This window comes from Xanthobacter oligotrophicus, from assembly GCF_008364685.1.
Lineage (GTDB): Bacteria > Pseudomonadota > Alphaproteobacteria > Rhizobiales > Xanthobacteraceae > Xanthobacter > Xanthobacter oligotrophicus.
In genome coordinates, this window is record NZ_VTTL01000013.1 from 126,260 (window position 1) to 148,966 (window position 22,707).

The 22,707-nt window shown below is 67.6% G+C and carries 22 protein-coding genes; 12 read left to right on the forward strand and 10 right to left on the reverse strand.

The window, feature by feature from the left end; genetic code table 11:
- The first annotated feature begins 6 nt into the window (after positions 1 to 6).
- From FZ033_RS20870 to trmB, 5 genes are all read left to right on the forward strand, one after another.
- Entirely contained in the window at positions 7 to 981 is a 975-nt protein-coding gene (locus tag FZ033_RS20870; RefSeq protein WP_149577982.1) for a hemolysin family protein, read from the forward strand.
- A 40-nt stretch (positions 982 to 1,021) separates the two neighbouring features.
- Positions 1,022 to 2,614 (forward strand): apolipoprotein N-acyltransferase, encoded by a 1,593-nt coding sequence (lnt, locus tag FZ033_RS20875; RefSeq protein WP_269152437.1) that lies wholly within the window; start codon positions 1,022 to 1,024, stop codon positions 2,612 to 2,614.
- Between the two features lie 99 nt (positions 2,615 to 2,713).
- Positions 2,714 to 3,127, forward strand: coding sequence for a helix-turn-helix domain-containing protein (locus tag FZ033_RS20880; RefSeq protein ID WP_149577984.1), 414 nt, complete (start codon positions 2,714 to 2,716; stop codon positions 3,125 to 3,127).
- A gap of 120 nt (positions 3,128 to 3,247) precedes the next feature.
- Positions 3,248 to 4,441 (forward strand): methionine adenosyltransferase, encoded by a 1,194-nt coding sequence (gene metK, locus FZ033_RS20885; protein WP_149577985.1) that lies wholly within the window; start codon positions 3,248 to 3,250, stop codon positions 4,439 to 4,441.
- A gap of 117 nt (positions 4,442 to 4,558) precedes the next feature.
- A complete protein-coding gene (gene trmB / locus FZ033_RS20890; protein WP_408068501.1) occupies positions 4,559 to 5,254 on the forward strand; it encodes a tRNA (guanine(46)-N(7))-methyltransferase TrmB in 696 nt (231 codons plus the stop codon).
- A 30-nt stretch (positions 5,255 to 5,284) separates the two neighbouring features.
- On the opposite strand, the gene FZ033_RS20895 is transcribed toward trmB, so the two are convergent.
- The 9 genes from FZ033_RS20895 to hemE all read right to left on the reverse strand — a co-directional run bounded on the left by FZ033_RS20895 (position 5,285) and on the right by hemE (position 12,821).
- A complete protein-coding gene (locus FZ033_RS20895; protein ID WP_149577987.1) occupies positions 5,285 to 6,151 on the reverse strand; it encodes an SDR family oxidoreductase in 867 nt (288 codons plus the stop codon).
- Positions 6,148 to 7,089 (reverse strand): lysophospholipid acyltransferase family protein, encoded by a 942-nt coding sequence (locus tag FZ033_RS20900; RefSeq protein WP_331251201.1) that lies wholly within the window; start codon positions 7,087 to 7,089, stop codon positions 6,148 to 6,150. Before FZ033_RS20900 ends, FZ033_RS20895 begins: the two co-directional genes overlap by 4 nt.
- Entirely contained in the window at positions 7,086 to 7,505 is a 420-nt protein-coding gene (locus FZ033_RS20905; protein WP_149578073.1) for a Fur family transcriptional regulator, read from the reverse strand. The genes FZ033_RS20900 and FZ033_RS20905 overlap by 4 nt, the downstream gene beginning before the upstream one ends.
- Before the next feature lie 91 nt (positions 7,506 to 7,596).
- Complete coding sequence (locus tag FZ033_RS20910; protein WP_149577988.1) at positions 7,597 to 8,073, reverse strand: GNAT family N-acetyltransferase; 477 nt, start codon at positions 8,071 to 8,073, stop codon at positions 7,597 to 7,599.
- On the reverse strand, positions 8,070 to 8,753 hold the full coding sequence (gene tsaB / locus FZ033_RS20915; RefSeq protein WP_149577989.1) for a tRNA (adenosine(37)-N6)-threonylcarbamoyltransferase complex dimerization subunit type 1 TsaB: 684 nt from the start codon (positions 8,751 to 8,753) through the stop codon (positions 8,070 to 8,072). The genes FZ033_RS20910 and tsaB overlap by 4 nt, the downstream gene beginning before the upstream one ends.
- 101 nt (positions 8,754 to 8,854) lie before the next feature.
- Positions 8,855 to 9,415 carry a NifU family protein gene (locus FZ033_RS20920; protein WP_149577990.1) on the reverse strand — a complete coding sequence of 187 codons (561 nt, stop codon included), beginning with the start codon at positions 9,413 to 9,415 and terminating at the stop codon, positions 8,855 to 8,857.
- Positions 9,416 to 9,798: 383 nt separating this feature from the next.
- On the reverse strand, positions 9,799 to 11,067 hold the full coding sequence (gene rho, locus FZ033_RS20925; RefSeq protein ID WP_012113847.1) for a transcription termination factor Rho: 1,269 nt from the start codon (positions 11,065 to 11,067) through the stop codon (positions 9,799 to 9,801).
- Positions 11,068 to 11,316: 249 nt separating this feature from the next.
- Entirely contained in the window at positions 11,317 to 11,751 is a 435-nt protein-coding gene (gene hemJ, locus FZ033_RS20930) for a protoporphyrinogen oxidase HemJ (RefSeq protein ID WP_149577991.1), read from the reverse strand.
- Positions 11,752 to 11,774: 23 nt separating this feature from the next.
- The gene (gene hemE / locus FZ033_RS20935; protein ID WP_188079607.1) at positions 11,775 to 12,821 is read right to left on the reverse strand and encodes a uroporphyrinogen decarboxylase; all 1,047 of its coding nucleotides are present in this window, start codon (positions 12,819 to 12,821) and stop codon (positions 11,775 to 11,777) included.
- A 338-nt stretch (positions 12,822 to 13,159) separates the two neighbouring features.
- Here hemE and FZ033_RS20940 point away from each other — a divergent pair, with 338 nt between their 5' ends.
- The 5 genes from FZ033_RS20940 to dnaQ all read left to right on the forward strand — a co-directional run bounded on the left by FZ033_RS20940 (position 13,160) and on the right by dnaQ (position 17,053).
- On the forward strand, positions 13,160 to 14,011 hold the full coding sequence (locus FZ033_RS20940; protein ID WP_149577992.1) for a pyruvate, water dikinase regulatory protein: 852 nt from the start codon (positions 13,160 to 13,162) through the stop codon (positions 14,009 to 14,011).
- Positions 14,012 to 14,264: 253 nt separating this feature from the next.
- Complete coding sequence (locus FZ033_RS20945) at positions 14,265 to 14,864, forward strand: Maf family protein (protein ID WP_149577993.1); 600 nt, start codon at positions 14,265 to 14,267, stop codon at positions 14,862 to 14,864.
- Positions 14,861 to 15,709, forward strand: coding sequence for a shikimate dehydrogenase (locus FZ033_RS20950; RefSeq protein ID WP_149577994.1), 849 nt, complete (start codon positions 14,861 to 14,863; stop codon positions 15,707 to 15,709). Before FZ033_RS20945 ends, FZ033_RS20950 begins: the two co-directional genes overlap by 4 nt.
- Before the next feature lie 3 nt (positions 15,710 to 15,712).
- Positions 15,713 to 16,315, forward strand: coding sequence for a dephospho-CoA kinase (coaE, locus tag FZ033_RS20955; RefSeq protein WP_149577995.1), 603 nt, complete (start codon positions 15,713 to 15,715; stop codon positions 16,313 to 16,315).
- A gap of 15 nt (positions 16,316 to 16,330) precedes the next feature.
- Positions 16,331 to 17,053: a DNA polymerase III subunit epsilon gene (dnaQ, locus tag FZ033_RS20960; protein WP_149577996.1), complete on the forward strand. Its 723-nt coding sequence runs from the start codon at positions 16,331 to 16,333 to the stop codon at positions 17,051 to 17,053.
- A gap of 190 nt (positions 17,054 to 17,243) precedes the next feature.
- On the opposite strand, the gene FZ033_RS20965 is transcribed toward dnaQ, so the two are convergent.
- Positions 17,244 to 19,253, reverse strand: a complete 2,010-nt coding sequence (locus tag FZ033_RS20965) for a thioredoxin domain-containing protein (RefSeq protein WP_149577997.1) — start codon at positions 19,251 to 19,253, stop codon at positions 17,244 to 17,246.
- A gap of 135 nt (positions 19,254 to 19,388) precedes the next feature.
- On the opposite strand from FZ033_RS20965, the gene mnmE reads away from it, so the two are divergent.
- Complete coding sequence (gene mnmE / locus FZ033_RS20970; protein WP_149577998.1) at positions 19,389 to 20,684, forward strand: tRNA uridine-5-carboxymethylaminomethyl(34) synthesis GTPase MnmE; 1,296 nt, start codon at positions 19,389 to 19,391, stop codon at positions 20,682 to 20,684.
- Between the two features lie 121 nt (positions 20,685 to 20,805).
- Complete coding sequence (gene mnmG / locus FZ033_RS20975) at positions 20,806 to 22,680, forward strand: tRNA uridine-5-carboxymethylaminomethyl(34) synthesis enzyme MnmG (protein ID WP_149577999.1); 1,875 nt, start codon at positions 20,806 to 20,808, stop codon at positions 22,678 to 22,680.
- Positions 22,681 to 22,707: the final 27 nt, after the last annotated feature.

Below are 22,707 nucleotides of genomic sequence, written 5' to 3' on the forward strand. Positions count from 1 at the left end.
CAGGCCATGTCCAACATCGACCAGCCAACGACCGAGACCAGCGCGGAACCGCAAAGTTTTCTCGATCGATTGCGTGCCCTCCTCGGCACGTTCCGTCCGCACGGCTCGCTCCGCACCGACCTCGTGGAGGTGCTGGACGCGGCGGAAGCGCCCGAGGAGGAAGGGGAATTCACCCCATCCGAGCGCAAGATGCTGCGCAACATCCTCCATCTCAAGGAGGTGGGCATCGGCGACATCATGGTGCCCCGCGCCGAGATCGTCGCCGTGCGCAAGGATGTCTCCCTCGGCGAGCTGCTGAAGCTGTTCGTCGGCGTCGGCCATTCGCGCCTCGTGGTCTATGACGACACGCTGGACGACCCCGTGGGCATGGTCCACATCCGCGACCTCATCGCCTTCCTTGCCGGCGACCTCACCAGCCAGCCGGGCAACAAGCTCGATCTCGGGGCGGTCAATCTCGACGGCTCGCTGGAGGATGCCGGGCTCATCCGCCGCATCCTCTATGTTCCGCCCTCCATGCCGGCGGTGGACCTTCTGGTCGCCATGCAGGCGGCGCGCACCCATCTCGCCCTCGTCATCGACGAATATGGCGGCACCGACGGCCTCGTCTCCATCGAGGACGTGGTGGAGGAGATCGTCGGCGAGATCGAGGACGAGCACGACGAGGCGGCCGAAACCCTGCTCATCCGCCAGCCGGACGGCAGCTTCCTCGCCGATGCGCGCACGCCTCTGGAAGCCGCCGTGGAGGTGCTCGGCCCCACCTTCGCCTCCGAGGAGGCCATGGAAGAGGTGGACAGTCTGGGCGGCCTCCTGGTCATGGTGGCCTCGCGGGTGCCAAAGCAGGGGGAAGTGATCGCCCTGCCCGGCGGCTTCGAGGTAGAGGTGCTGGAGGCGGATCCGCGCCGGGTGAAGAAGCTGCGCGTCATTCCCCCGCGCGAGAACACACCGGTGCCCGCCACCGAATCCAGCGCATCCGACCTGTAGCGACCCCCGCGTGCTCCCATCCTCCTCCCCGACCGCGCGGCTGCGCGGGCGCCTGCTGGCGCTGCGCTTCCTCTCCGGCTGGCGCCGGCGCCTTGTCGCGTTCGTTGCCGGCGCGATCGGCGCCCTGGCCATGCCCCCGTTCGGCCTGTGGCCTGTGCTGGTGCTCAGCTTCGGCGTGCTCGTGCTGCTCATCGACGGCTGCCGCGGCGGGCTGAAGCGCCGCCTGTGGGGCGCCGCCGGCGTCGGCTGGTGGTTCGGCTTCGGCTATTTCCTCGCCTCCCTGTGGTGGATCGGCGACGCCTTCCTGGTGGAGGCGGACGTGTTCGGCTGGCTGCTGCCCTTCGCGGTGCTGGCCATGCCCACGGGGCTCGCCCTGTTCACCGCGCTGGGCGCGGTGCTGGCGCGCCTCCTGTGGTCGAAGGGGGGCGCGCGCCTGTTCGCCCTCGCCTTCGGCCTCACCGTGTCGGAGTGGCTGCGCGGCCATGTGCTCACGGGCTTTCCCTGGAACACCTTCGGCTATGCCTTCGCGCAGTCGGACCTGCTGATGCAGAGTGCCGCGCTGGTGGGCATCTGGGGCCTCACCTTCTTCGCCGTGCTGTTGCTGTCGAGCCCGGTACTGCTGCTGGTGCCGGGCCGGCGCAACCTTGCCGCCGTCGCCTGTGCGGCGCTGCTGCTGGCCGGGGCTACGGCCTGGGGCGGCTGGCGGCTGGCGGCAACGCCCTCCGCGGTGGTTCCGGGCGTCCACCTGCGGGTGATGCAGCCCAACGTGCCGCAGGACAAGAAGTTCGCCTATGACCGGCGGCGCGAGATCCTGACCGACTATCTCGCCCTGAGCGCCCGCCCGAGCCCCACCTATCCAGCGGGCCTCGCCGATGTGACGCTTCTCATCTGGCCCGAATCGGCCTTCCCCTTCATCTACGAGCGCGAGCCCTGGGCGGCAGAGGACATCGCCGCCGCGCTGCCGCCCAACGTGACACTGGTGACCGGGGCGGTGCGCATCGACCTGCCCCCGCCCGGACAGCACGCGCCGTTCTTCAATGCGATCCGCGTTATCGATGCGAAGGGCCACGTGTTGCGCAATACCGACAAGGTGCACCTCGTGCCCTTCGGGGAATACTTGCCGTTCCAGTCGTTCCTCGAATCCATCGGCATCGAGCAATTGACGCGGGTGAGGGGCGGCTTCTCGTCCGGCAGCATGCTCACCGGGCTCGAAGTGCCCGGCGCCGGCCTTGCCGCACCGCTGGTATGTTATGAAATTATCTTTCCTGGAAAGGTAATTCCGGGCGGACCCCGCCCCACCTGGCTCCTCAACGTCACCAACGACGCCTGGTTCGGAACCACGCCCGGCCCCTACCAGCACTTTGTGCAGGCTCGCTTGCGCGCCGTTGAGGAAGGCCTTCCCCTGGTGCGCGCAGCCAATACGGGCATCTCGGCCATCATCGACCCTATGGGTCGTATTGTCGCAGCATCGCGCCTCGGCGAAACGAGCCTCGTCGATGGTCCTTTGCCGCAGCCGCTGGAAACAGTTCCGGTAGCGGCGCGTTTCAACCTTGCTGTCCTTGCGGGCCTGCTGATGGCTGCACTGGCACTTGCGGTGGCGCCTTCAAGCGGCTGGATTACACGCAAAGGTTGATCGACGCTCGTAGATTGTATGCCTATGTTCGCCGGCAATCAGGGCAGCCTTCGCACCGCGAAGTAATGATTAATCTTTTCCGACATAGCCGGAGAGACCATGGCCAAGAAGGCGCCGAACCCTATTGACAAGCACGTCGGCTCGCGCGTCCGCATGCGGCGGATGATGGTCAGCATGAGCCAGGAGAAGCTCGGCGAGCATCTCGGAATTACCTTTCAACAAATCCAAAAATATGAAAAGGGCACAAATCGCATAGGAGCAAGCCGGCTTCAGCAGATCTCGATCGTGCTCGGCGTTCCCGTGGCGTTCTTCTTCGAAGGCGCTCCGACCGTGGGACCCGAGGGAGAAGGCTTCTCTGAAGACCAGTCGCCCGCCTACGTCTCCGACTTCCTCGCGACCTCGGACGGGCTGACGCTCACCCGCAACTTCATGCGCATCGCCGACCCGAAGGTTCGCCGTCGGATCGTGGAACTGGTCATTGCCATCGCCGGAGAAGCCGAGACGCCGACCTGAACCGTTCTTTTTGACGAACGATTTCGTACAACCGACCTTGACCGCTCGCTGCCGCGTTGCCACAAGAAGGGACCGCAACGCGGCGCGGGCGCAAGAGGGTCGGAGAAGAGGGTCGGAGACATGGCGCGTCAGTCCTATCTGTTCACCAGTGAGTCGGTTTCCGAAGGCCATCCTGACAAGGTCTGCGACCGCATTTCCGACGAGGTGGTGGATACCTTCTTCCGCACCGCCGCCGTCGAAGGCTGGGACCCCAGCCAGATCCGCGTCGCCTGCGAGACGCTCGCCACCACCAACAAGGTGGTGATTGCGGGCGAGACGCGCGGCCCCTCCACCATCACCCGCGACCTGCTCACCCACGTCGCACGCCTCGCCATCAGGGACATCGGCTACGAGCAGGATGGCTTCCACTGGCAGAAGGCGGACATCGACGTGCGGCTGCACGCCCAGTCGGCCGACATCGCCCAGGGCGTGGACATCGCGGGGAACAAGGACGAGGGCGCGGGCGACCAGGGCATCATGTTCGGCTACGCCGTGCGCGAGACGCCGGAGCTGATGCCGGCGCCCCTCTATTACGCCCACAAGATCCTGAAGACGCTGGCGGAAGCGCGCCGGTCCGGCGAGACCCACGCCCTCGGCCCCGACGCCAAGAGCCAGGTTACCGTCCAGTACGAGAACGGCAAGCCGGTGGGTGTCACCCAGATCGTGCTGTCCACCCAGCACCTCGACGAGAACCTGTCGTCCCACGACGTGAAGTCCATCGTCGAGCCCTATATCCGCGCCACCCTGCCCGAGGGCTGGATCTCCAAGGACACGGTCTGGCACGTCAATCCGACCGGCAAGTTCGTGATCGGCGGACCGGACGGCGACACCGGCCTGACCGGGCGCAAGATCATCGTGGACACCTACGGCGGAGCCGCGCCCCACGGCGGCGGCGCCTTCTCCGGCAAGGATCCCACCAAGGTGGACCGCTCGGCCGCCTATGCCGCGCGCTATCTGGCCAAGAACGTGGTTGCAGCGGACCTCGCGGACCGCGCCACCATCCAGCTGGCCTACGCCATCGGCGTGTCCGATCCGCTGTCGGTCTATGTGGACCTGCACGGCACCGGCAAGGTGGACGAAGCCAAGCTCGAGACCGTGCTGCGCGAGGTCATCAACCTGCGCCCCCGTGGCATCCGCGAGCATCTGGGCCTCACCAAGCCCATCTATGCCCGCACCGCCGCCTATGGCCATTTCGGCCGCGCGCCGGAAGCGGACGGCGGCTTCTCCTGGGAGAAGACCGACCTCGTGGACGCTCTCAAGTCCGCCGTGGCCTGACAGCACAATTCCCTTGGTCGCCGCGCCCGGACCTGCGGGCGGACGGCCGAACGGGATGGCGCGGCGACGGAGCGAAGGGATCCCGGATGCCACCGCATCGTCGGGATCCGTCATGACATGCAGGACATGACCGAAGAAACGGAACGTCACGGCGCCTTCTACGGCCGGCGCATCGGCAAGTCGCTGCGCGGCGCCCAGCAGGACGCCATGGTGCGCCTCCTGCCCACGTGGCGCTTCGCCCTCGAAGAGGTGCGAACCCCGGCCGCCCTGTTCCCCCACGACATCAGTGGCCTGTGGCTGGAGATCGGCTTCGGCGGCGGCGAGCATCTCATCTCCCACGCCGCGCGCCGGCCCGACATGGGCTTCATCGGCGCCGAACCGTTCGTGAACGGCATGGCGCGGATGCTGGTGGACCTGGAAAAGGCCGGGCTCACCAACATCCGCCTGTTTGGCGAGGACGCGGCATTGCTGCTGGATCGCCTTCCGGAGGCGAGCCTCGACGGCGCCGACCTGTTCTATCCCGACCCCTGGCCCAAGCGTCGCCACTGGAAGCGCCGGTTCGTCCGAGCGGACAATCTGGACCGTCTCGCCCGCGCCATCCGACCGGGCGGACTGTTCCGCTTCGCATCCGACGTGCCCCATTATGTAGGCTGGACCCTAGCCGAAGTGCGCGCCCACGGTGCCTTCCGCTGGACCGCGGAGCGGGCCGACGACTGGCGCCAGCCCTATCCCCACTGGCCGGGCACCCGCTACGAAGCGAAGGCTTTGGAGGAGGGACGCAGTCCCACCTACCTGACGTTCGAGCGGATCTGATCCGGTCTGGCTCAGGTCGCGCCGATGGCCTCAGGCGCCCGAATCGTGAAGCGCCGTAAGGCCCTCGCGATAGGTGGGATAGGCAAGGCTCACACCCAGCTCGTCCTTGAGCCGACGGTTGGCCACGCGCTTGTTGGCGGCCCAGAAGGTCAGCGCCATGGGGCTCATGTCCTGCGCCGCTTCATCGAACGGGATGGCCGGCGGCACCGGCAGGCCGAGAAGCCCGGCCGCATAGGCGATGGGATCGCCGGGCGGGGCGGGCAGGTCGTCGGTGACGTTGAGGATGCCATCGAAGCGCCGGTCCACCACCGCGCTGATGGTCCGGGCGATGTCCGCCACATGGATGCGGTTGAACACCTGGCCCGGTTTGTCGATGCGCCGCGCCTCTCCCGCCCTGAGCTGCTCCAGCGCATTCCGCCCGGGCCCATAGATGCCGGCGAGGCGCAACACCGAAACCGGAATGCCGCGCTTCTGCCCGAAGGCGAACCACTCGTCTTCCGCCGCGAGCCGCCGTTCCAGGCGCGGGCTACCGGCGCGCGGGGGGGTCGTCTCATCCACCCAGCCGCCGCCATGGTCGCCATAGACGCCGAGGGTGGTGAGATAGACCACCTGGCTGAGTCGTCCTGCCTCCAGCACGGTGCCGGCGCAGCGCAGAATCGGATCGCCCCGCGCATCCGGGGGCGCTGACGCGATGATCAGGTCGGTGCCGGCGAGGGCATCGGCGAGAACGGCGGACAGGCTCTCCCCATCGAACAGGAAGGGCTCCACCCCGGTGGGCAGCGCGACAAGGCGCTCCTCGGTCCGAGCGGTGCCGATGACACGGGAAAAGGCCGCAGGCTCACCCGCCACCAGATGACGGACGCAATAGCCGAAGCCCAGAGCCGCAAGCGTCGTCATGGAGCAGGGGACACGTGAACCGCAGGGGCGTGAGATGTGCCCTCGTCCGTCTCGGGCGGCCGGCCGGTGAGGGCGTGGACGCTCATGAGCCGCACCGCCTCCTCGCACTGGCGGGTGACGGTCTTGCGATCATGAGCTTCGTCGAGCCGCACCGGTTCGCCGAAGGAGACCTCCACGTCGATGGAGCCGTGGCGCAGCACCTCCAGCAGGTGCGGCGCCAGGTCCATGTCGCCATACCAGGCGGCGATGTGACGGTGGAGACGCCCCATGGGCAGGCCCTGGAGGCGTACATAGGACACGGCGAGAGGCTGCACCGTCACCTCGGCGCCATCGGCGATGGCTTCGCGCACCGCACCCACCAGCGCCGTGCGGAACGGCAGCACTCGGTTGCCGTCGCTGGAGGTGCCCTCCGCGAACAGCACCACCGGGTCGCCGTCCTGCAGGCGCTCGGCGATGGTGCGGTTGACTTCGCCGGTGGCGTGCCGGCGCTGGCGATCCACGAACACCGTGCGCTGGAACTTGGCCAGAAGCCCGATGAGCGGCCAGCGCCCCACCTCGCTCTTCGCCACGAACACCAGCGGCGTAAGCGACCCGATCACCGGAATATCGATCCAGGAGGAATGGTTGGCGAGGATGAGCAAGGGCCGGTCGGCCGCCGGCGCCCCCTTCACCGTCACCCGTACCCCGAGGAACTTCAGGAGGATGCGGTGGTAAAGCTGCGGGATGCTGCGGCGGGTGGGCAGCGAGAGCTTCAGCGACAGCCATTGCAGCGGAATGCCGACCGCCGTCACCAGTCCCACCGGAACCAGCACGGCCGCCGCTCTCAGGCGATCGAGAAACCGCGAGACCGCCGGCTGCTCAGGCCCCAGGGGCTCCAGGCCGCCGAATTCGAGGGGGAGGCGCGTGGCCTCGCCCGCCGGCTCGCGGGCGGGCGTCACGATTTCTCGTCCTCTTCGAGGGGAACGGCATAAAGCTCGAGACGATGGCCGCGCAGCTTGAAGCCGAGGCGGCGGGCGATCGCCTCCTGCAGCGCCTCGATCTCCTCCGAGCGGAATTCGATCACGCGGCCGGATCTCAGGTCGATGAGATGGTCGTGGTGCTCGTCCGGCATCTGCTCGTAGCGGGCACGACCGTCGCCGAAATCGTGGCGCTCGATGATGCCGGCATCTTCCAGCATCTTCACCGTGCGATAGACGGTGGAGATGGAGATGTTGTCGTCGATGGCGACGGCACGGCGGTGCAGTTCCTCCACGTCAGGATGGTCCTGCGCGCCGGACAGCACGCGGGCGATGATCCGGCGCTGCTCCGTCATCCTCATGCCCTTGGCCAGGCACGCTTCCTCGATGACGCTCATGTTGCTGCCGCTCAAGCGGAACCTCCGCGATCCAACGGGACAGACGCCTTATCGCCCCCCGGCCCGATCCCTGCAAGGGGGCGGATGTGCCTCAAAAATCCCGCCGCAGCAGCAGGGCGTCCGCGCCACCGGCATAATAGCCCCGCCGGCGCCCCACTTCGCGGTAGCCAAGATGCTCGTAAAGGGTGCGCGCGGCCAAATTGCCCTCCTCCACCTCCAGGAACGAGGTGGAAACCCCCTCGGCGGCGAGGCGCGCCAGATGGTGGGACACCAGCGCCCGGCCGATGCCCCGGCGGCGGCGATCGGTCACCACGGCAACGGTGAGCACCTCGGCTTCCGGCGGCACCACGTGGGACAGGATGAAACCCACCGGCGGGCGCCGGGTGCCGAGCGTCGCCACATGGGCGCGCACCGCCCGGTCGGACAACAGGCGCTCGAACTCGTCCGTCCCCCAGCCGCGGGCGAAGGCGCGGCCGTGGATGGCGGCCAGATGCGGCATGTCGGCCGCAACCGCATCCCGCAGCAGCGGCGGGCGGGGCGGGAAGAAGCGTTCGAGAAGGCCGATCATCGGCGGGCGACGCGCGCCTTGTCCTGCGGCTTGGCGTCGGGCGAGCGCAGATAGAGCGGGCGGGGCTCAGCGGCTTCCGGATCGGCCACGGCGCCGAGCCGCGCCACCCAGGCCACATCCGGGGCGGGGGTTTCGTCCACCAGCAGGGGCGGCTGCTCGGCCGGCGGCCAGGCCTCCGCCACCAGGGCCGCGCCCGAGCCCACGAGGCGCACCGCGCCGATGGCAACCGAGCGCGCGGCCTCCCGGACGCTGGTGACGCGCGGGGCGATCAGGGTGCGGGCACCGACGCCGAACATCTGGAGAAAAACGTGGCCGTGCCGGGCATCGATGGCGGTGACCACCGGAACCGCATCATCCTGGGCAAGATAGGGGGCAGCCAGAGCGGCCAGCGTCGTCACCCCAACCACCGGCCGGTTGGAGGTGAGCCCGAAGCCGCGGGCGGCCGAAAGCCCGACCCGGAGCCCGGTGAAGCTGCCGGGCCCGATGGTGACGGCGATGCGTGACAAATGCTCGAAATCAAGGCCTGCCGCCGCCATCACCTGCTCCACGAGCGGGATCAGCGTCTCGGCGTGGCCGCGCTCCATGAGCAGCGAATCGCCGGCGACAATGCTGTCCGTCTCGGTGTCGAGCACCGCGGCGGAGCAGGCGGCAAGCGCCGTATCTATGGCTAGAACGAACATGAAACCGGGTGCCCCACTCCTCGCCACGATCAACCGAAACCGTGGCGAGGGGAAGCGACCCCGAACGCTCACCTTACAGAAAGGTTAACGGCAATTGACCTTTATACCGCCTGGACCTCGGCAACCTCCGGCACGAAGTGCTTGAGAAGGTTCTCGATACCGTTCTTCAGGGTGGCGGTGGAGGACGGGCAGCCGGAGCACGAGCCCTTCATGTTCAGGAACACGATACCGTCCTTGAAGCCGCGGAAGGTGATGTCGCCGCCGTCATTGGCCACCGCCGGGCGCACCCGCGTGTCGAGCAGTTCCTTGATGGTGGCGACGATCTCGGCGTCCTTCGCCTCGTAGAACTCGTCAGCATCGGCGGCTTCGGGTTTCACGCCATCGGACAGCACCGGGGCGCCGGACATGAAGTGTTCCATGATGGCGCCGAGGATGGCCGGCTTGATCTGCGGCCATTCCGCCTCCGCCTTGGTGACGGTGACGAAATCCGACCCCAGGAACACGCCCGCGACACCGCGCACATCGAACAGGCGCTGGGCGAGGGGGGAAAGGTCCGCATCCTCGTGGGAGCGCAGGTCGAGGGTGCCTTCCCCAAGCACCGAACGGCCGGGCAGGAACTTGAGGGTTGCCGGGTTCGGCGTGGTTTCGGTCTGAATGAACATGGCTCAATCCTCAAAAGAAAAGCTGCGGGTGGGGCCGCGCGTTTCCTTGAAGATAGGAGTTCGGGCGCGAAACGGAAAGGGCGCCTCGGGAAAGGTCCCGAATTGACACAGGCCGCCGCTCATGGGGGAACGCGACCGGAACAGACAGGGCGCGAATCGGATGAGGCGGCCAGTTGCACGCCTGTTCCCCCGCGAGGGCCTCCCATCCCTTATCGGGACAGATCAGCGCCGGCAGGCGAACAGCACCGGAACACAAGCGGGGCGAATCGGCCGAACGGTCCTGTTGGCGCTTTGTTCAGGCCCCCGAAACGGCACAGCCGCCACGCCCCGGGGGGCATGACGACTGCATCTTGCACCAACCATGGAGGGCGCAGGCGCCCCCCTCAGGTGTTCATGGAATCGAAGAAGTCCGCGTTGGTCTTGGTCTGGCGCAGCTTGTCGAGCAGGAACTCGATGGCGTCCACCGTGCCCATGGGATTGAGGATGCGGCGCAGCACGTACATCTTCTTGAGCGTGTCGGCCGGCACCAGAAGCTCTTCCTTGCGGGTTCCCGAGCGGGTGATGTCGATGGCCGGGAACACGCGTTTGTCCGAGACCTTGCGGTCGAGGATGACTTCCGAGTTACCGGTGCCCTTGAACTCCTCGAAGATCACCTCGTCCATGCGCGAGCCGGTCTCGATGAGCGCGGTGGCGATGATGGTCAGCGAACCGCCTTCCTCGATGTTGCGCGCCGCGCCGAAGAAGCGCTTGGGGCGCTGCAGGGCGTTGGCGTCCACGCCGCCGGTGAGCACCTTTCCGGAGGACGGCACCACGGTATTGTAGGCGCGGCCGAGGCGGGTGATGGAATCCAGCAGGATCACCACGTCGCGCCCGTGCTCCACCAGGCGCTTGGCCTTCTCGATCACCATCTCGGCGACCTGCACATGGCGGGTGGCCGGCTCGTCGAAGGTAGAGGAGACCACCTCGCCCTTCACCGAGCGCTGCATGTCCGTGACTTCTTCCGGCCGCTCGTCGATGAGCAGCACGATGAGGAAGCATTCGGGATGATTGGCAGTGATGGACTTGGCGATGTTCTGCAGCAGCACCGTCTTGCCGGTGCGGGGCGGAGCCACGATGAGACCGCGCTGGCCCTTGCCGATGGGCGCCACGATATCGATGATTCGCGGCGAGAAATCCTTCTTTCCGACGGTTTCCTCATGCTCCAGCTTGAGGCGCTCGTCGGGATAGAGCGGCGTCAGATTGTCGAAGTTGATCTTGTGGCGCGTCTTCTCGGGGTCTTCGAAATTGATCGTATTGACCTTGAGAAGCGCGAAATAGCGCTCGCCTTCTTTCGGCGAGCGGATCTGTCCTTCCACCGTGTCGCCGGTGCGCAGGCCGAAGCGCCGGATCTGGGACGGGGAGACATAGATGTCGTCCGGTCCCGGCAGATAGTTCGCCTCGGGCGACCGCAGGAAGCCGAAGCCGTCCTGGAGCACCTCGACGACGCCTTCGCCAATGATCTCGGTTTCGGTGGCCGCCAGCTGCTTCAGAATGGCAAACATGAGCTCCTGCTTGCGCAGGGTGCTGGCGTTCTCCACCTGGCTCTCCTCGGCAAAGGCGAGGAGCTCGACGGGGGTCTTGGACTTAAGGTCTTGAAGTTTCACTTCCCGCATAAGGGAAAGCCTCGATAAATCTTGAGTGTGCCGAAGCCGATCGCAACGATCAGGCACGGCCGGCGGGGGGAGGGACGGGGTCGCAGGTCTTCAGGGGAAGCCGGGGCACGCAGCCTGCCGCCTGACACGCCGGCCGGGCTAATGACAGCACCGGACTGAAGGAAGCGCGTTCGCCTGCGTTTAGGAAAGCGCCCCCAAGATAAGCGGGTGAGGAAGGCGGCGCAAGTCCTCCTTCCGGTCAAGGGTGCATCAAAACGGTTTGACCACCACGAGAATGACGATGCCGACCATCAGCAATGTCGGCACCTCATTGGCAATGCGATAGAAACGGGCCGGGCGGGTATTTTTGTCCTCGCCGAAGTCGCGCACCCAGCGCGACAGGGCGCCATGGAAGCCGGACAGGACGAGGACCAGGGCGAACTTGGCGTGAAACCAGCCGGCCACATACCAGCCGCCGGCATAGGCCAGATAAAGCCCGGCGAGCCAGGTGACGATCATGGCGGGGTTGATGATGGCCTTCAGCAGCCGCCGTTCCATCACCTTGAAGGTCTCGGATTGCACCGAGCCGGCTTCGGCGGCGCAGTGATAGACCATGAGGCGCGGCAGATAGAGCATCCCCGCCATCCAGGAGATGACGGCGATGACGTGCAGCGCCTTGATCCAGCTATATAAATCGTGAGCCATCAGGGTCCTGACCTTGAGATGGATCAGCGCGCCCGGCGCACCGCTTCCACCAGCTTTTCCACATGGTCGAGCGGCGTTTCGGGGCGAATGCCGTGGCCGAGATTGAAGATGTGCCGCGCGCCGGAGAAATCGTCGCGAATCCGCGCCACTTCGTCCTCCAGCGCCGTACCGCCGGCGATGAGACGCAGCGGGTCCAGATTGCCCTGGAGCGCCACGCGGCCGGACAACCGCCGCCGGGCCGCTTGCCGATCCGCCGACCAGTCCAGGCCGATGGCATTGATGCCCGTATCGGCCAGCCGTTCCAGCGCCTCCAGCGTCGCCCCCTTTGGGAAGGCGATGACCCGCACATGAGGATACAGCGCCTTCAATCCCGCGACGATACGGCGCAGGGGTTCGGCGCACCAGCGCTCGAACGAAGAGGGATCGAGCACGCCGGCCCAGGTATCGAAGATCTGCACCACGTCGGCTCCGGCCGCCACCTGCCCCGCCAGATGGACGATTGAAGCCTCCACCAGCCGGTCGATGAGGCTCTGGAACAAAGCTTCGTCGCGCAGGGCCAGCATGCGGGCGGGGGCCTGATCGTCGGTGCCCTGGCCCGCCACCATGTAGGTGGCCACGGTCCAGGGCGCGCCGCAAAAGCCGATCAGCGCCACTTCGGCCGGAAGGGTGGCGCGCACGGAGGCGATGGCCTCGTAGACCGGGTCCACCTTGTCAGGGTCCAGCCGGTCTTTGAGGGCGGCAACGCCTTCCCGGTCCGTCACCGGGGTCAGCCGAGGGCCCTCGCCGGCCTCGAAGGTGAGGCCGACGCCGAGGGCGTGGGGCACCACCAGGATGTCCGAAAAGATGATGGCCGCATCAAAGCCATAGCGGCGGATGGGCTGGAGCGTCACCTCGGCGGCGAGCTTCGGCGTGTAGCACAGGGTGAGGAAGTCACCGGCCTCAGCCCGTACCGCGCGATATTCGGGAAGATAGCGCCCCGCCTGCCGCATCATCCAGAGCGGCGGGGGATCGAGCGGGGTGCCGTCGAGCACCCGCAGGAAGGGGGATCGTGTCTCGAGCGCGGCGGTCATCCCGGTCCTTCAATCTAACTAGATTCTTTTAAAGAGAGAGAGTCTTTGGAGTCTTAACGGTTGATTAACGATGTGAGCGGCTCTCGACAACCGATCCACAGGCATCCCCATTTCCGAAGGCCCACTTGCCGCAGGTGCGAAGCCGGCGAAAGGCCGGTTAACAAAGGATTAACGCGGGGGTCGGCGAACGGTGTCCACATGGACGCACAGGGGGTGCATGGAATCCGTCCCGGACGGGTTGGGTGTGGATGGATTTCAGGGTTATCCAGAGCCCGCACTTGCACGGCGTCATCGGGCGTGCCTTTTTCAACAGTGTTCCACAGGAGCGGTGGATAATTGTGACTGTGAAAACGCCCAGCGAGAGTTTCTTCCATCTCCACCTCGTTTCCGATGCCACGGGCGAGACCCTCATCAATGTGGGGCGGGCGGCCTGCGCGCAGTATGCGAACGTGCTGCCCATCGAGCACGTCTACCCGCTCATTCGCTCCATGAAGCAGTTGGAGCGGGTGCTCAACGAGGTGGAGAATAATCCCGGCATCGTGCTCTACACGCTCGTGGACAAGGAGATCCGCGAGCGGCTGAAGGAGCGCTGCCGCGAGCTGGGCGTGCCCTACATGTCGGTGCTGGCGCCGGTGGTGCAGCTGTTCCAGTCCTATCTCGGCGGCAGCCCGACCCCGCGCGTCGGCGGGCAGCACTCGCTGGATGCCAATTATTTCAAGCGCATCGATGCGCTGAACTACACCGTCATGCACGACGACGGGCACATGACGGACGACCTCGAAAGCGCCGACGTGGTGCTGCTCGGGGTGTCCCGGACCTCCAAGACGCCCACCTCCATCTATCTCGCCAATCGCGGCATCAAGACCGCCAATATCCCGCTGGTGCCCAGCGTGCCCTTGCCGCCGGGGGTGGAGAAGCTGAAGAAGCCGCTCGTGGTCGGCCTGGTGGCGAGCCCGGAGCGCATCGTCGAGATCCGCCAGAACCGCCTGCTCGGGCTCAATGCGGCGGATCTGGGCGCGTCCTACATCGACCGGGAGGCGGTGAACGAGGAGATCATCCTGTCGCGGCGCCTATGCGCCCGCAACGGCTGGCCCCTCATCGACGTCACCCGCCGGTCGGTGGAAGAGACTGCGGCCACCATCTACGCGCTCTACAGCGAACGCCGGCGCCGGGCCATCGCCGAGACCTGAGACCGTCAGCCTCGGTCTTCGACCGATGCCAAGTGGGTCGCGCCACAACTCGGGTGTTCCCGAGTTGTGGATGTTAATGCCGGATCCGGCAATGGCCGGAGCCGGGCGCCGCGCGGGCTTGACCAATGGCTTTGAGCAAAGCTCATGCGCCATTGGTATGAGACGAGAGCACAGCTTGCACCCCGGCCGCCTTTGGGGGAAACCCGAACAGGCATCGGTTCCGGCCGGCGCGGAGCAGCAGAGGAGAGAGCTTGTGTGGCGTGATGAACAGCCGCTCGTCCTGGCATCCAAGAGCGCGACGCGCCTGACCCTTCTCGTCCATGCCGGCGTGCCTGTGGAAACCGTGGCCGCCGAGGTGGACGAACGCTCCATCCAGGCGGAGGCGGGCGCGGTGGATCCCGCCGGCATCGCGGTGATCCTGGCCCGGGCGAAGGCGCTCGCCGGATCGCGCGCAGCGCCGGGGCGCCTGGTGCTGGGGGCGGACCAGACCCTGGCGCTGGGGCCGAAGATCTACCACAAGCCCGCCAGCCTCGAGGCGGCGCGCCTGCAGCTTCAGGAACTGGCAGGCCAGACCCATGCCCTGCATTCGGCGGTGGCGGTGGCCCGCGACGGCGCGATCCTGTTCGAGACGGTGGTCAGCGCCTTTCTCACCATGCGGCCTTTGAGCGACGAGGCACTGAATACCTACATCACGGCCGCCGGGCCGCGGGTGCTCACCTCCGTGGGCGCTTACCAGCTGGAATCGGTGGGCGTGCACCTGTTCACCCGGGTGGACGGGGACCATTTCACCATCCTCGGCTTGCCGCTGCTGCAGCTTCTGCCGTTCTTCCGGGAACAGGGGCTTTTGCCGTGACGGTGCGCGTGTGCATCACCGGCTCGCCGGTCAGCTATTCCAGGTCGCCGCTGCTCCACGACTATTGGCTGAAGGCCTATGGCATTGATGGTGAGTATGGCCGGGAGGAAGTGCCTCCGGCGCAGGCGGCGGAATTCTACCGCAGCCTTGCCGCGCGCGGCTATGCCGGCTGCAATGTCACCGCCCCCAACAAGGAAATCGCCTTCTCCGTCCTCGACGAGGCGGACGAGAGCGCGGCGATCTTGGGCTCCGCCAATACCCTGTGGCTCGACGGCGGCCGGCTGTGCGGAGCCAGCACCGACGGCTACGGCTTCATCGCCAATCTGGATGCCACCGTTCCGGGCTGGGACGGCGCGCGCAAACTGGCGCTGGTGCTGGGGGCAGGCGGTGCCTCGCGGGCCATCGTCCATGCGCTGGTTGAGCGCGGGTTCGAGCGGGTGGTCTTGGCCAATCGCACGCTGGAGCGGGCCGAGGCCATCGCGGCGGCGTTCGGCAAAAAGGTCGTTCCGCTGGCCTTCGACAAAGCCTCCGACGTGATGGCGGATGCCGACATCCTGGTGAACTGCACGTCGCTCGGCATGAAGGGCGCCTCCGCGCTCACCATCGACCTGTCGCGTCTCAAGCCCGAGGCGGTGGTGAGCGACATCGTCTATGTGCCGCTCCTCACGCCCTTGCTGACGGCGGCGGCGGCGCGTGGACTGCGCACCGTGGACGGCCTCGGCATGCTGCTGCACCAGGGGGTGCCGGGCTTCGAGCGCTGGTTCGGCGTGCGCCCGGAAGTGACCCCCGAATTGCGCGAGGTGTTGATCGCGGATCTCCGGGCCAAAGGCCAGTTGGCGGCCTGAACCATGTGGATCCTCGGCCTCACCGGTTCCATCGGCATGGGAAAGTCGGCCACGGCGGGCCTGTTCCGCGCCATGGGCGTGCCGGTGCATGACGCCGATGCCTCCGTGCACGCACTCTATCGCGGGGCGGCGGTTGAGCCGGTGGAGGCGGCCTTTCCCGGCGTGACACGGGACGGTGCCATCGACCGCGCCGCGCTGGGCGTCCGCGTGCTGGCGGACCCCGAGGCCATGAAACGGCTGGAAGCCATCGTCCATCCCCTGGTCCGCGCCGAGGAGGAAGCCTTCCTTGCCAAGGCCCGTGGAGCTGGGGCGCGGCTGGTGGTGCTGGACATTCCGCTGCTGTTCGAGACCGGTGGCGCCGGGCGCGTGGATGCGGTGGCTGTGGTCAGCGCGTCGAAAGCTGTGCAGCACGCCCGCGTGCTGGAGCGGGCCGGCATGACGGAAGAAAAATTCGAGACCATTGTGGCCAAGCAGATGCCGGACGCGGAAAAGCGTCGCCGCGCCCATTTCGTCATCGACACTGGCCGGGGCTTCCCGGCGGCGGCCCACCAGGTGGCTGGGATCGTGCGGGCGCTGTCGGGACCGGGACGCCGCGTGGCCGGCTGAGGAAGAGGGGACCCCATGCGGGAGATCGTGCTCGACACCGAGACCACCGGCCTCGAGGCCTATGGCGGCGACCGGCTGGTGGAGATCGGCTGCGTGGAGATGGTCAACCGCATCCTCACCGGCACGGTGTTCCACGTCTATATCAATCCCGAGCGGGACATGCCGGTGGAGGCGTTCAACGTCCACGGCCTGTCCGCCGAATTCTTGTCCGACAAGCCGAAATTCAAGGACGTTGCCGACGAATTCCTGAACTTCATCGCCGAAGATACTTTGGTGATCCACAATGCGGCGTTCGATATCGGCTTCCTGAATGCGGAGCTGGAGCGCCTCAGCCGCCCCACCATCGCCCGCGACCGGGTGGTGGACACGCTGGCGCTGGCGCGGCGCAAGCATCCCGGCGGCGGCAACCGCCTCGACGACCTCATGAACCGCTACGGCATCGACAGCTCGCGCCGCGTGAAGCACGGGGCGCTGCTGGATGCCGAGCTTCTGGCCGAGGTCTATGGCGAACTGCTCGGCGGCAAGCAGGCAAGCCTCATCGGCCTGGTGGAGGATGCCAGCGAGGCGCCGCGTCTGGTGGTCGCCGCGCAGGCTGCCCATCCCCGCCCCGTTCCGCTCGCGTCGCGCCTGACGGCTGACGAAGCGGAAGCCCATGCGGCCTTCGTCGCCAGCATGGGCGAGAAGGCGCTCTGGCTGAAATATGCCGACGCGCCGGAGGCGGAGAAGGCGAGCAGCTGAGCGGGCCCGGCGACACTCGTTTTGCGGTATTATAACTTTAAATCAACCAAAAGTTGATCGATTGGGAAGCCCGTGAGCGGCAAAGCGGCCTCCGGTCCGATCCATTCTTCATCCGCAGAAAGTCACCCGCAGGTGGCTTTCTGACGCGATCTGAAGGGGTATCGGTTCGCTCGCCCGGAAAATTTCCGCCTCAAGAGATCATTTCGCCCACCGCCGCCGCAATCTGGGCCGGATCGCTCACCGGCAGCGAACAGCGCTCCCCGACGCAGACAAAAGCCGCCCCTTCCGCCGGCGCGGAGGCGATGCGGGCCGCCATCACGCTGCCGGGCGCCACCCCACCGCTCGCCCGCGCCACCACGCGCAGCGGGAACGGCACCTTGAGCGCGGCCGCGGTAAGCGCCTCGCGGTTGGCTCCAACCGCCACGATCTCGGCGAGGCCGAGGCGGGTGTCGATGGCGTTCAGCGTGGCGCCATGGGACAGCACATTCTTCGCCGTCGCGCCGGAGATGCCGGCCAGCACCCGGTCCGCCCGCGCCCTCAGCCCGTCGTTTCCGGTGAGCGCGGCGAGGCGGATGAGGGCATCGGCTGCCACCGCGTTGGAGTTGGGCACCGCCTCGTCGTGGGTCGCGAGCGGCCGCAGGATGAGGCTGTCGCCATCGTCGGCCGTGAGGAAATAGGCGCCGGTGTCAGGGTCGCGATGGTGGGTTTCCAGCACCTCCAGGAAGTGCACGGCGTGGGCCAGCGGCTCGGCTGCGCCCGTCGCCTCATGGAGCGCGATGCCGGCGCGGGCCATGGCGGCAAGGTCGGACGCAAGGCCCGGCAGCACGATCTTGGCGCCGCACCAGGAGTGGGCGAGACGCCCTTCCACCACCATGTGCGTCACCACGGCGTCGAACGCGCGCTGTGCCAGCGCCACCCATTCGGCCTCGCCGAGGAAACCACCGGCCCGCGCCAGCGCCGCGATCATCAATCCGTTCCAGTCGGCCAGCACCTTGTCGTCCCGGCCCGGACGCACCCTTTTTTCCCGCACCAGAAGCAGCTTTTCGCGCAGGGGCTGAAGGCGCGCCTCGTCCTCGGCGCTCACCACGCCGGCCTCGGTGCGGTTGAGGATGTTGCCCACCTCCCAGTTTCCGGCCCGGGTCACGTCATAGAAGCGGTTGAAGAAGACGGCGTCCTCCGCCCCCAGCACGGCCGTGATCTCGGCCTCGCTCCACACATAGAAGCGGCCTTCGTGGCCCTCGCTGTCGGCGTCGAGGCTCGCAGCGAAGGCGCCCTCGGGGGTCAGCATCTCCCGCTTCAGCCAGCCCACCGTCTCCCGCGCGCGGGTAAGGAAGAGCGCGTCGCCGGTGTCGGAATAGGCCAGCGCCAGCAGCTCCATGAGCAGCGCATTGTCGTAGAGCATCTTCTCGAAGTGCGGGACGAACCAGATCTCATCCACCGAATAGCGGGCAAATCCCCCGCCCAGATGATCATAGATGCCGCCCTCGCACATGCGGTTGAGGGTGAGGGCGACGATGGCCTTCAACGCGTCGTCCTTGCGCCGCGTGCCCACCCGCCACAGGAATTCCAGGAGCCCCGACTGGGGGAATTTCGGCGCGCCCTTCAGCCCGCCATGGACCGGATCGAACATCGCCGGCAGGCGCGCGGCGGCGTCATCCAGATCCTCCCGGCCGATAGCGTTGCCGGCCACGGGCGTGGCGGCCTTCTTGAGCCGGGCGAGGATGGTGGCGGTGTTCTTCTCCACCTTGTCCTTGTTCTGGGTGAAGACGGTAGAGACCTGCTGCAGCACGTCGGTGAAGCCGGGGCGCCCGTAGCTCGCGGCGGGGGGGAAATAGGTGCCGCCCCAGAACGGCTTTCCCTCCGGATCGAGGAACATGGTGAGCGGCCAGCCGCCACTCTGGCCCAGCTGCTGGAGCGCGGACATGTAGATCTGGTCCACGTCTGGCCGCTCCTCGCGGTCCACCTTGATGTTCACGAACAGGGCGTTCATGAGCCCCGCCACGTCCGCATTCTCGAAGCTCTCGTGGGCCATCACATGGCACCAGTGGCACGCCGCATAGCCCACCGAGAGAAGGATGGGCTTGCCGGTGGCCTGCGCCTCCGCAAACGCCTCCGGCCCCCACGGCCACCAATGCACCGGATTGTCCTTGTGCTGGAGCAGATAGGGGCTGGTCTCGCGGGAGAGGCGGTTCTCGCTCATGATCTGAAAATCCCTCGGCTGACGCCGGCTTTGGTGGCAATGGAAAGGGCGACGAAAGGTTCAGGCAATGAATGGCGCATGGTCCGCCATCTGTCGGCGCCGTGCAAATCCGTCGCCAGTTTGGGAGACGACGCCATGATCGACACCCTCTTCGCCCTCTCGTCGGGCCGCCTGCCGGCCGGTGTGGCGGTGCTGCGCATCAGCGGCCCCGAGGCGGCGGCGGCTGTCCTCGCCCTTGCGGGCGTGCTCCCCCCGCCCCGCGTCGCCCGCTACGGCGCCTTGAGCGATCCCCGGACCGGGGAGGAGCTGGACCGGGGCCTCATCCTGTTCTTCCCCGGCCCCGCCAGCGCCACGGGGGAGGATGTGGCCGAGCTTCATCTCCATGGCGGTCGCGCGGTGGTGGCGGCGGTGCTGCGGGCCTTGTCCGCCCTGCCCGGCCTGCGACCGGCGGAAGCGGGCGAATTCACCCGCCGTGCCCATGCCAACGGCAAGCTGGATCTGGCGGAGGTGGAGGGCCTGGCCGACCTCGTGGCGGCGGAGAGCGAGGCCCAGCGCAGGCAGGCTCTGGCGCTGGCCTCGGGTGCCCTCTCCCGCCGGGTGGAGGACTGGCGCGTGGGGCTGGTCTCCGCCCTGGCGCTGATCGAGGCCGGCATCGACTTCTCCGACGAGAGCGATGTGTCCGGAGAGGTCACGACGGATGCCGTCGCCCGCCTCGCCCGGCTGAAGGACGAGCTGCTTGCCGCCCTCACGGACGCGGCGCGGGGCGAGCGGGTGCGGGACGGGCTGGTGGTGGCCATCTCCGGTCCGCCCAATGCCGGCAAGTCCACCCTGCTGAACCGCCTTGCGGGGCGCGAGGCGGCCATCGTCTCCGCCCTTCCCGGCACCACCCGCGACGTGCTGGAGGTGCATCTGGAGCTGGCCGGCCAGGCCGTGACCCTACTGGACACGGCCGGCCTGCGCGAGACCTCGGACCTAGTGGAAGCCGAAGGCGTGCGCCGCGCGCTGGCGCGAGCCGAGGGGGCGGACGTGGTGCTCTGGCTTTGCGATGCCGGGTCCGAGCCGCCCCCTGCCCTTGCCCACGCGGTGAAGGTGCGCACCAAGACCGACCGAGACGCGGCCACCCCCGAAGGCTGGATGGGCATTTCCGCCGCCACCGGAGCGGGTGTAGACGCCCTCATCGCCCGGCTGGAACGGGAGGCGGACCGCCTCGGCGGTCGCGAGCCGGCGCTCATCACCCGCGAGCGGCAACGGCGGGCGCTGGAGATCGCCACGCTCCATCTGGAACGGGCGCTGGGCGACTTCGGGGGCCACGAGGAATTGCGCGCCGAGGATGTGCGCCTGGCGGTGCGGGCGCTGGACCAGCTTATCGGCCGGGTGGATGTGGAGGATGTGCTGGACGCCCTGTTCAGTACCTTCTGCATCGGAAAATGAGGCGCGCGCTCGCTCCGGAACGTGTTTCACGTGAAACATCCGGGGCTGCGGCCTTGACGGCGCCGGAAAGAGGGCGTTTCCAGAAGGGGCGGCGCGGGCCGCCTTTCTGCCCCGGATAAGAATGACCCAAACCCTGTCAGCGAATGCCTTCGACGTGATCGTGGTGGGCGGTGGCCATGCGGGCTGCGAGGCCGCCGCTGCGTCCGCACGCACCGGCGCGCGCACGGCGCTGCTCACCCATTCCGGTGCCACCATCGGCGCCATGTCCTGCAATCCCGCCATCGGCGGGCTGGGCAAGGGCCACCTGGTGCGGGAGATCGATGCGCTGGACGGCCTCATGGGCCGGGTGGCGGACCAGGGTGGCATCCAGTTCCGCGTGCTAAACCGCCGCAAGGGTCCCGCCGTGCGCGGGCCGCGCGCCCAGGCCGACCGCAAGCTCTATGCCCGCGCCATGCAGGCGGCGTTGGCCGCGCAGGAGGGCCTCGCCATCGTCGAGGGCGAGGCGGACGATCTGCTGGTCGCCGGCGGCCGCATCACCGGCGTGCGCCTTGCCGATGGGCGCGATCTGTCCTGCGGCGCGGTGGTGCTCACCACCGGTACCTTTCTCAACGGCCTCATCCATATGGGCGAGGTGAGCTATCCTGCCGGGCGCATGGGCGAGAAGCCGGCGCTCGGCCTCTCCCCTGCCCTCGCCCGCCTCGGCTTTGCCCTCGGCCGGCTGAAGACCGGCACGCCCGCCCGCCTCGATGGTCGCACCATCGATTGGACGAGCCTGGAGATGCAGCCCGGGGATGATCGGCCCGAGCCGTTCTCGGCCCTCACCACTTTCCTGCCCAACCCGCAGGTAGAGTGCGGCATCACCCGCACCACGGATGCGACCCACGACCTGATCCGGGCCAACCTCTCCCGCTCGGCCATGTATTCCGGCCGCATCGAGAGCAGCGGCCCGCGCTATTGCCCGTCCATCGAGGACAAGATCGTTCGCTTCGGCGATCGCGACGGCCACCAGATCTTCCTGGAGCCCGAGGGGCTCGACGATCCCACCGTTTATCCCAACGGCCTGTCCACCTCCCTGCCCGCCGAGGTGCAGACCGCCTTCCTGCGCACCATTCCGGGGCTGGAGCAGGTAGAGGTGCTGCGGCCGGGCTATGCCATCGAGTACGACCATGTGGATCCGCGCGAGCTCTCCCCCACGCTGGAGGCCAAGCGCGTCAACGGGCTGTTCCTCGCCGGCCAGATCAACGGCACCACCGGCTATGAGGAAGCCGGGGCCCAGGGGCTGCTGGCCGGCCTCAACGCGGCGCGGCGCGCCGGCGGGGCGGACGGGACGATCTTTGACCGGGCGGAGGCCTATCTCGGGGTGATGGTGGACGATCTCGTCACACGCGGGGTGAGCGAGCCCTATCGCATGTTCACCTCCCGCGCCGAATATCGCCTGACGCTCCGCGCCGACAATGCGGACCAGCGCCTCACCCGGCGGGGTGAAGCCCTCGGCCTCGTGGGCGCCGAGCGCTCGGCCCATTTCGCCCGTCGCAGCGCGGCGCTGGACGAAGCGCGGGCGCTGGCGGAAAGCCTCAGCCTGACGCCGACGGAAGGGGCGCGGCACGGCCTCAGCGTCAATCGCGACGGCCAGCGGCGCACGGCCTTCGATCTCCTGGCTTATCCGGACATCGATGTGGCGCGCCTTGGCGCCATCTGGCCGGAACTGGCCGAGCTCGACACGGCGGTGGCGGAGCAGGTTGAGATCGACGCCAAGTACGCCGTCTATCTCAACCGGCAGGCGGCGGACATTTCCATGCTGCGTCGGGACGAGCAGCTCAACCTGCCTGAGGACCTGCCTTACGCCGACCTGCCGGGCCTCTCCAACGAACTGAAGCAGAAGCTCGCCCGCATCCGCCCGCGCACGGTGGGGCAGGCGGGGCGCATGGAGGGCATGACCCCGGCGGCACTCGCCTTGCTCGCCACCCATGCGCGACGGGCCGGGGCGGCCTGTTGATGGCTGGCCTGTGGATCATGGGGATAG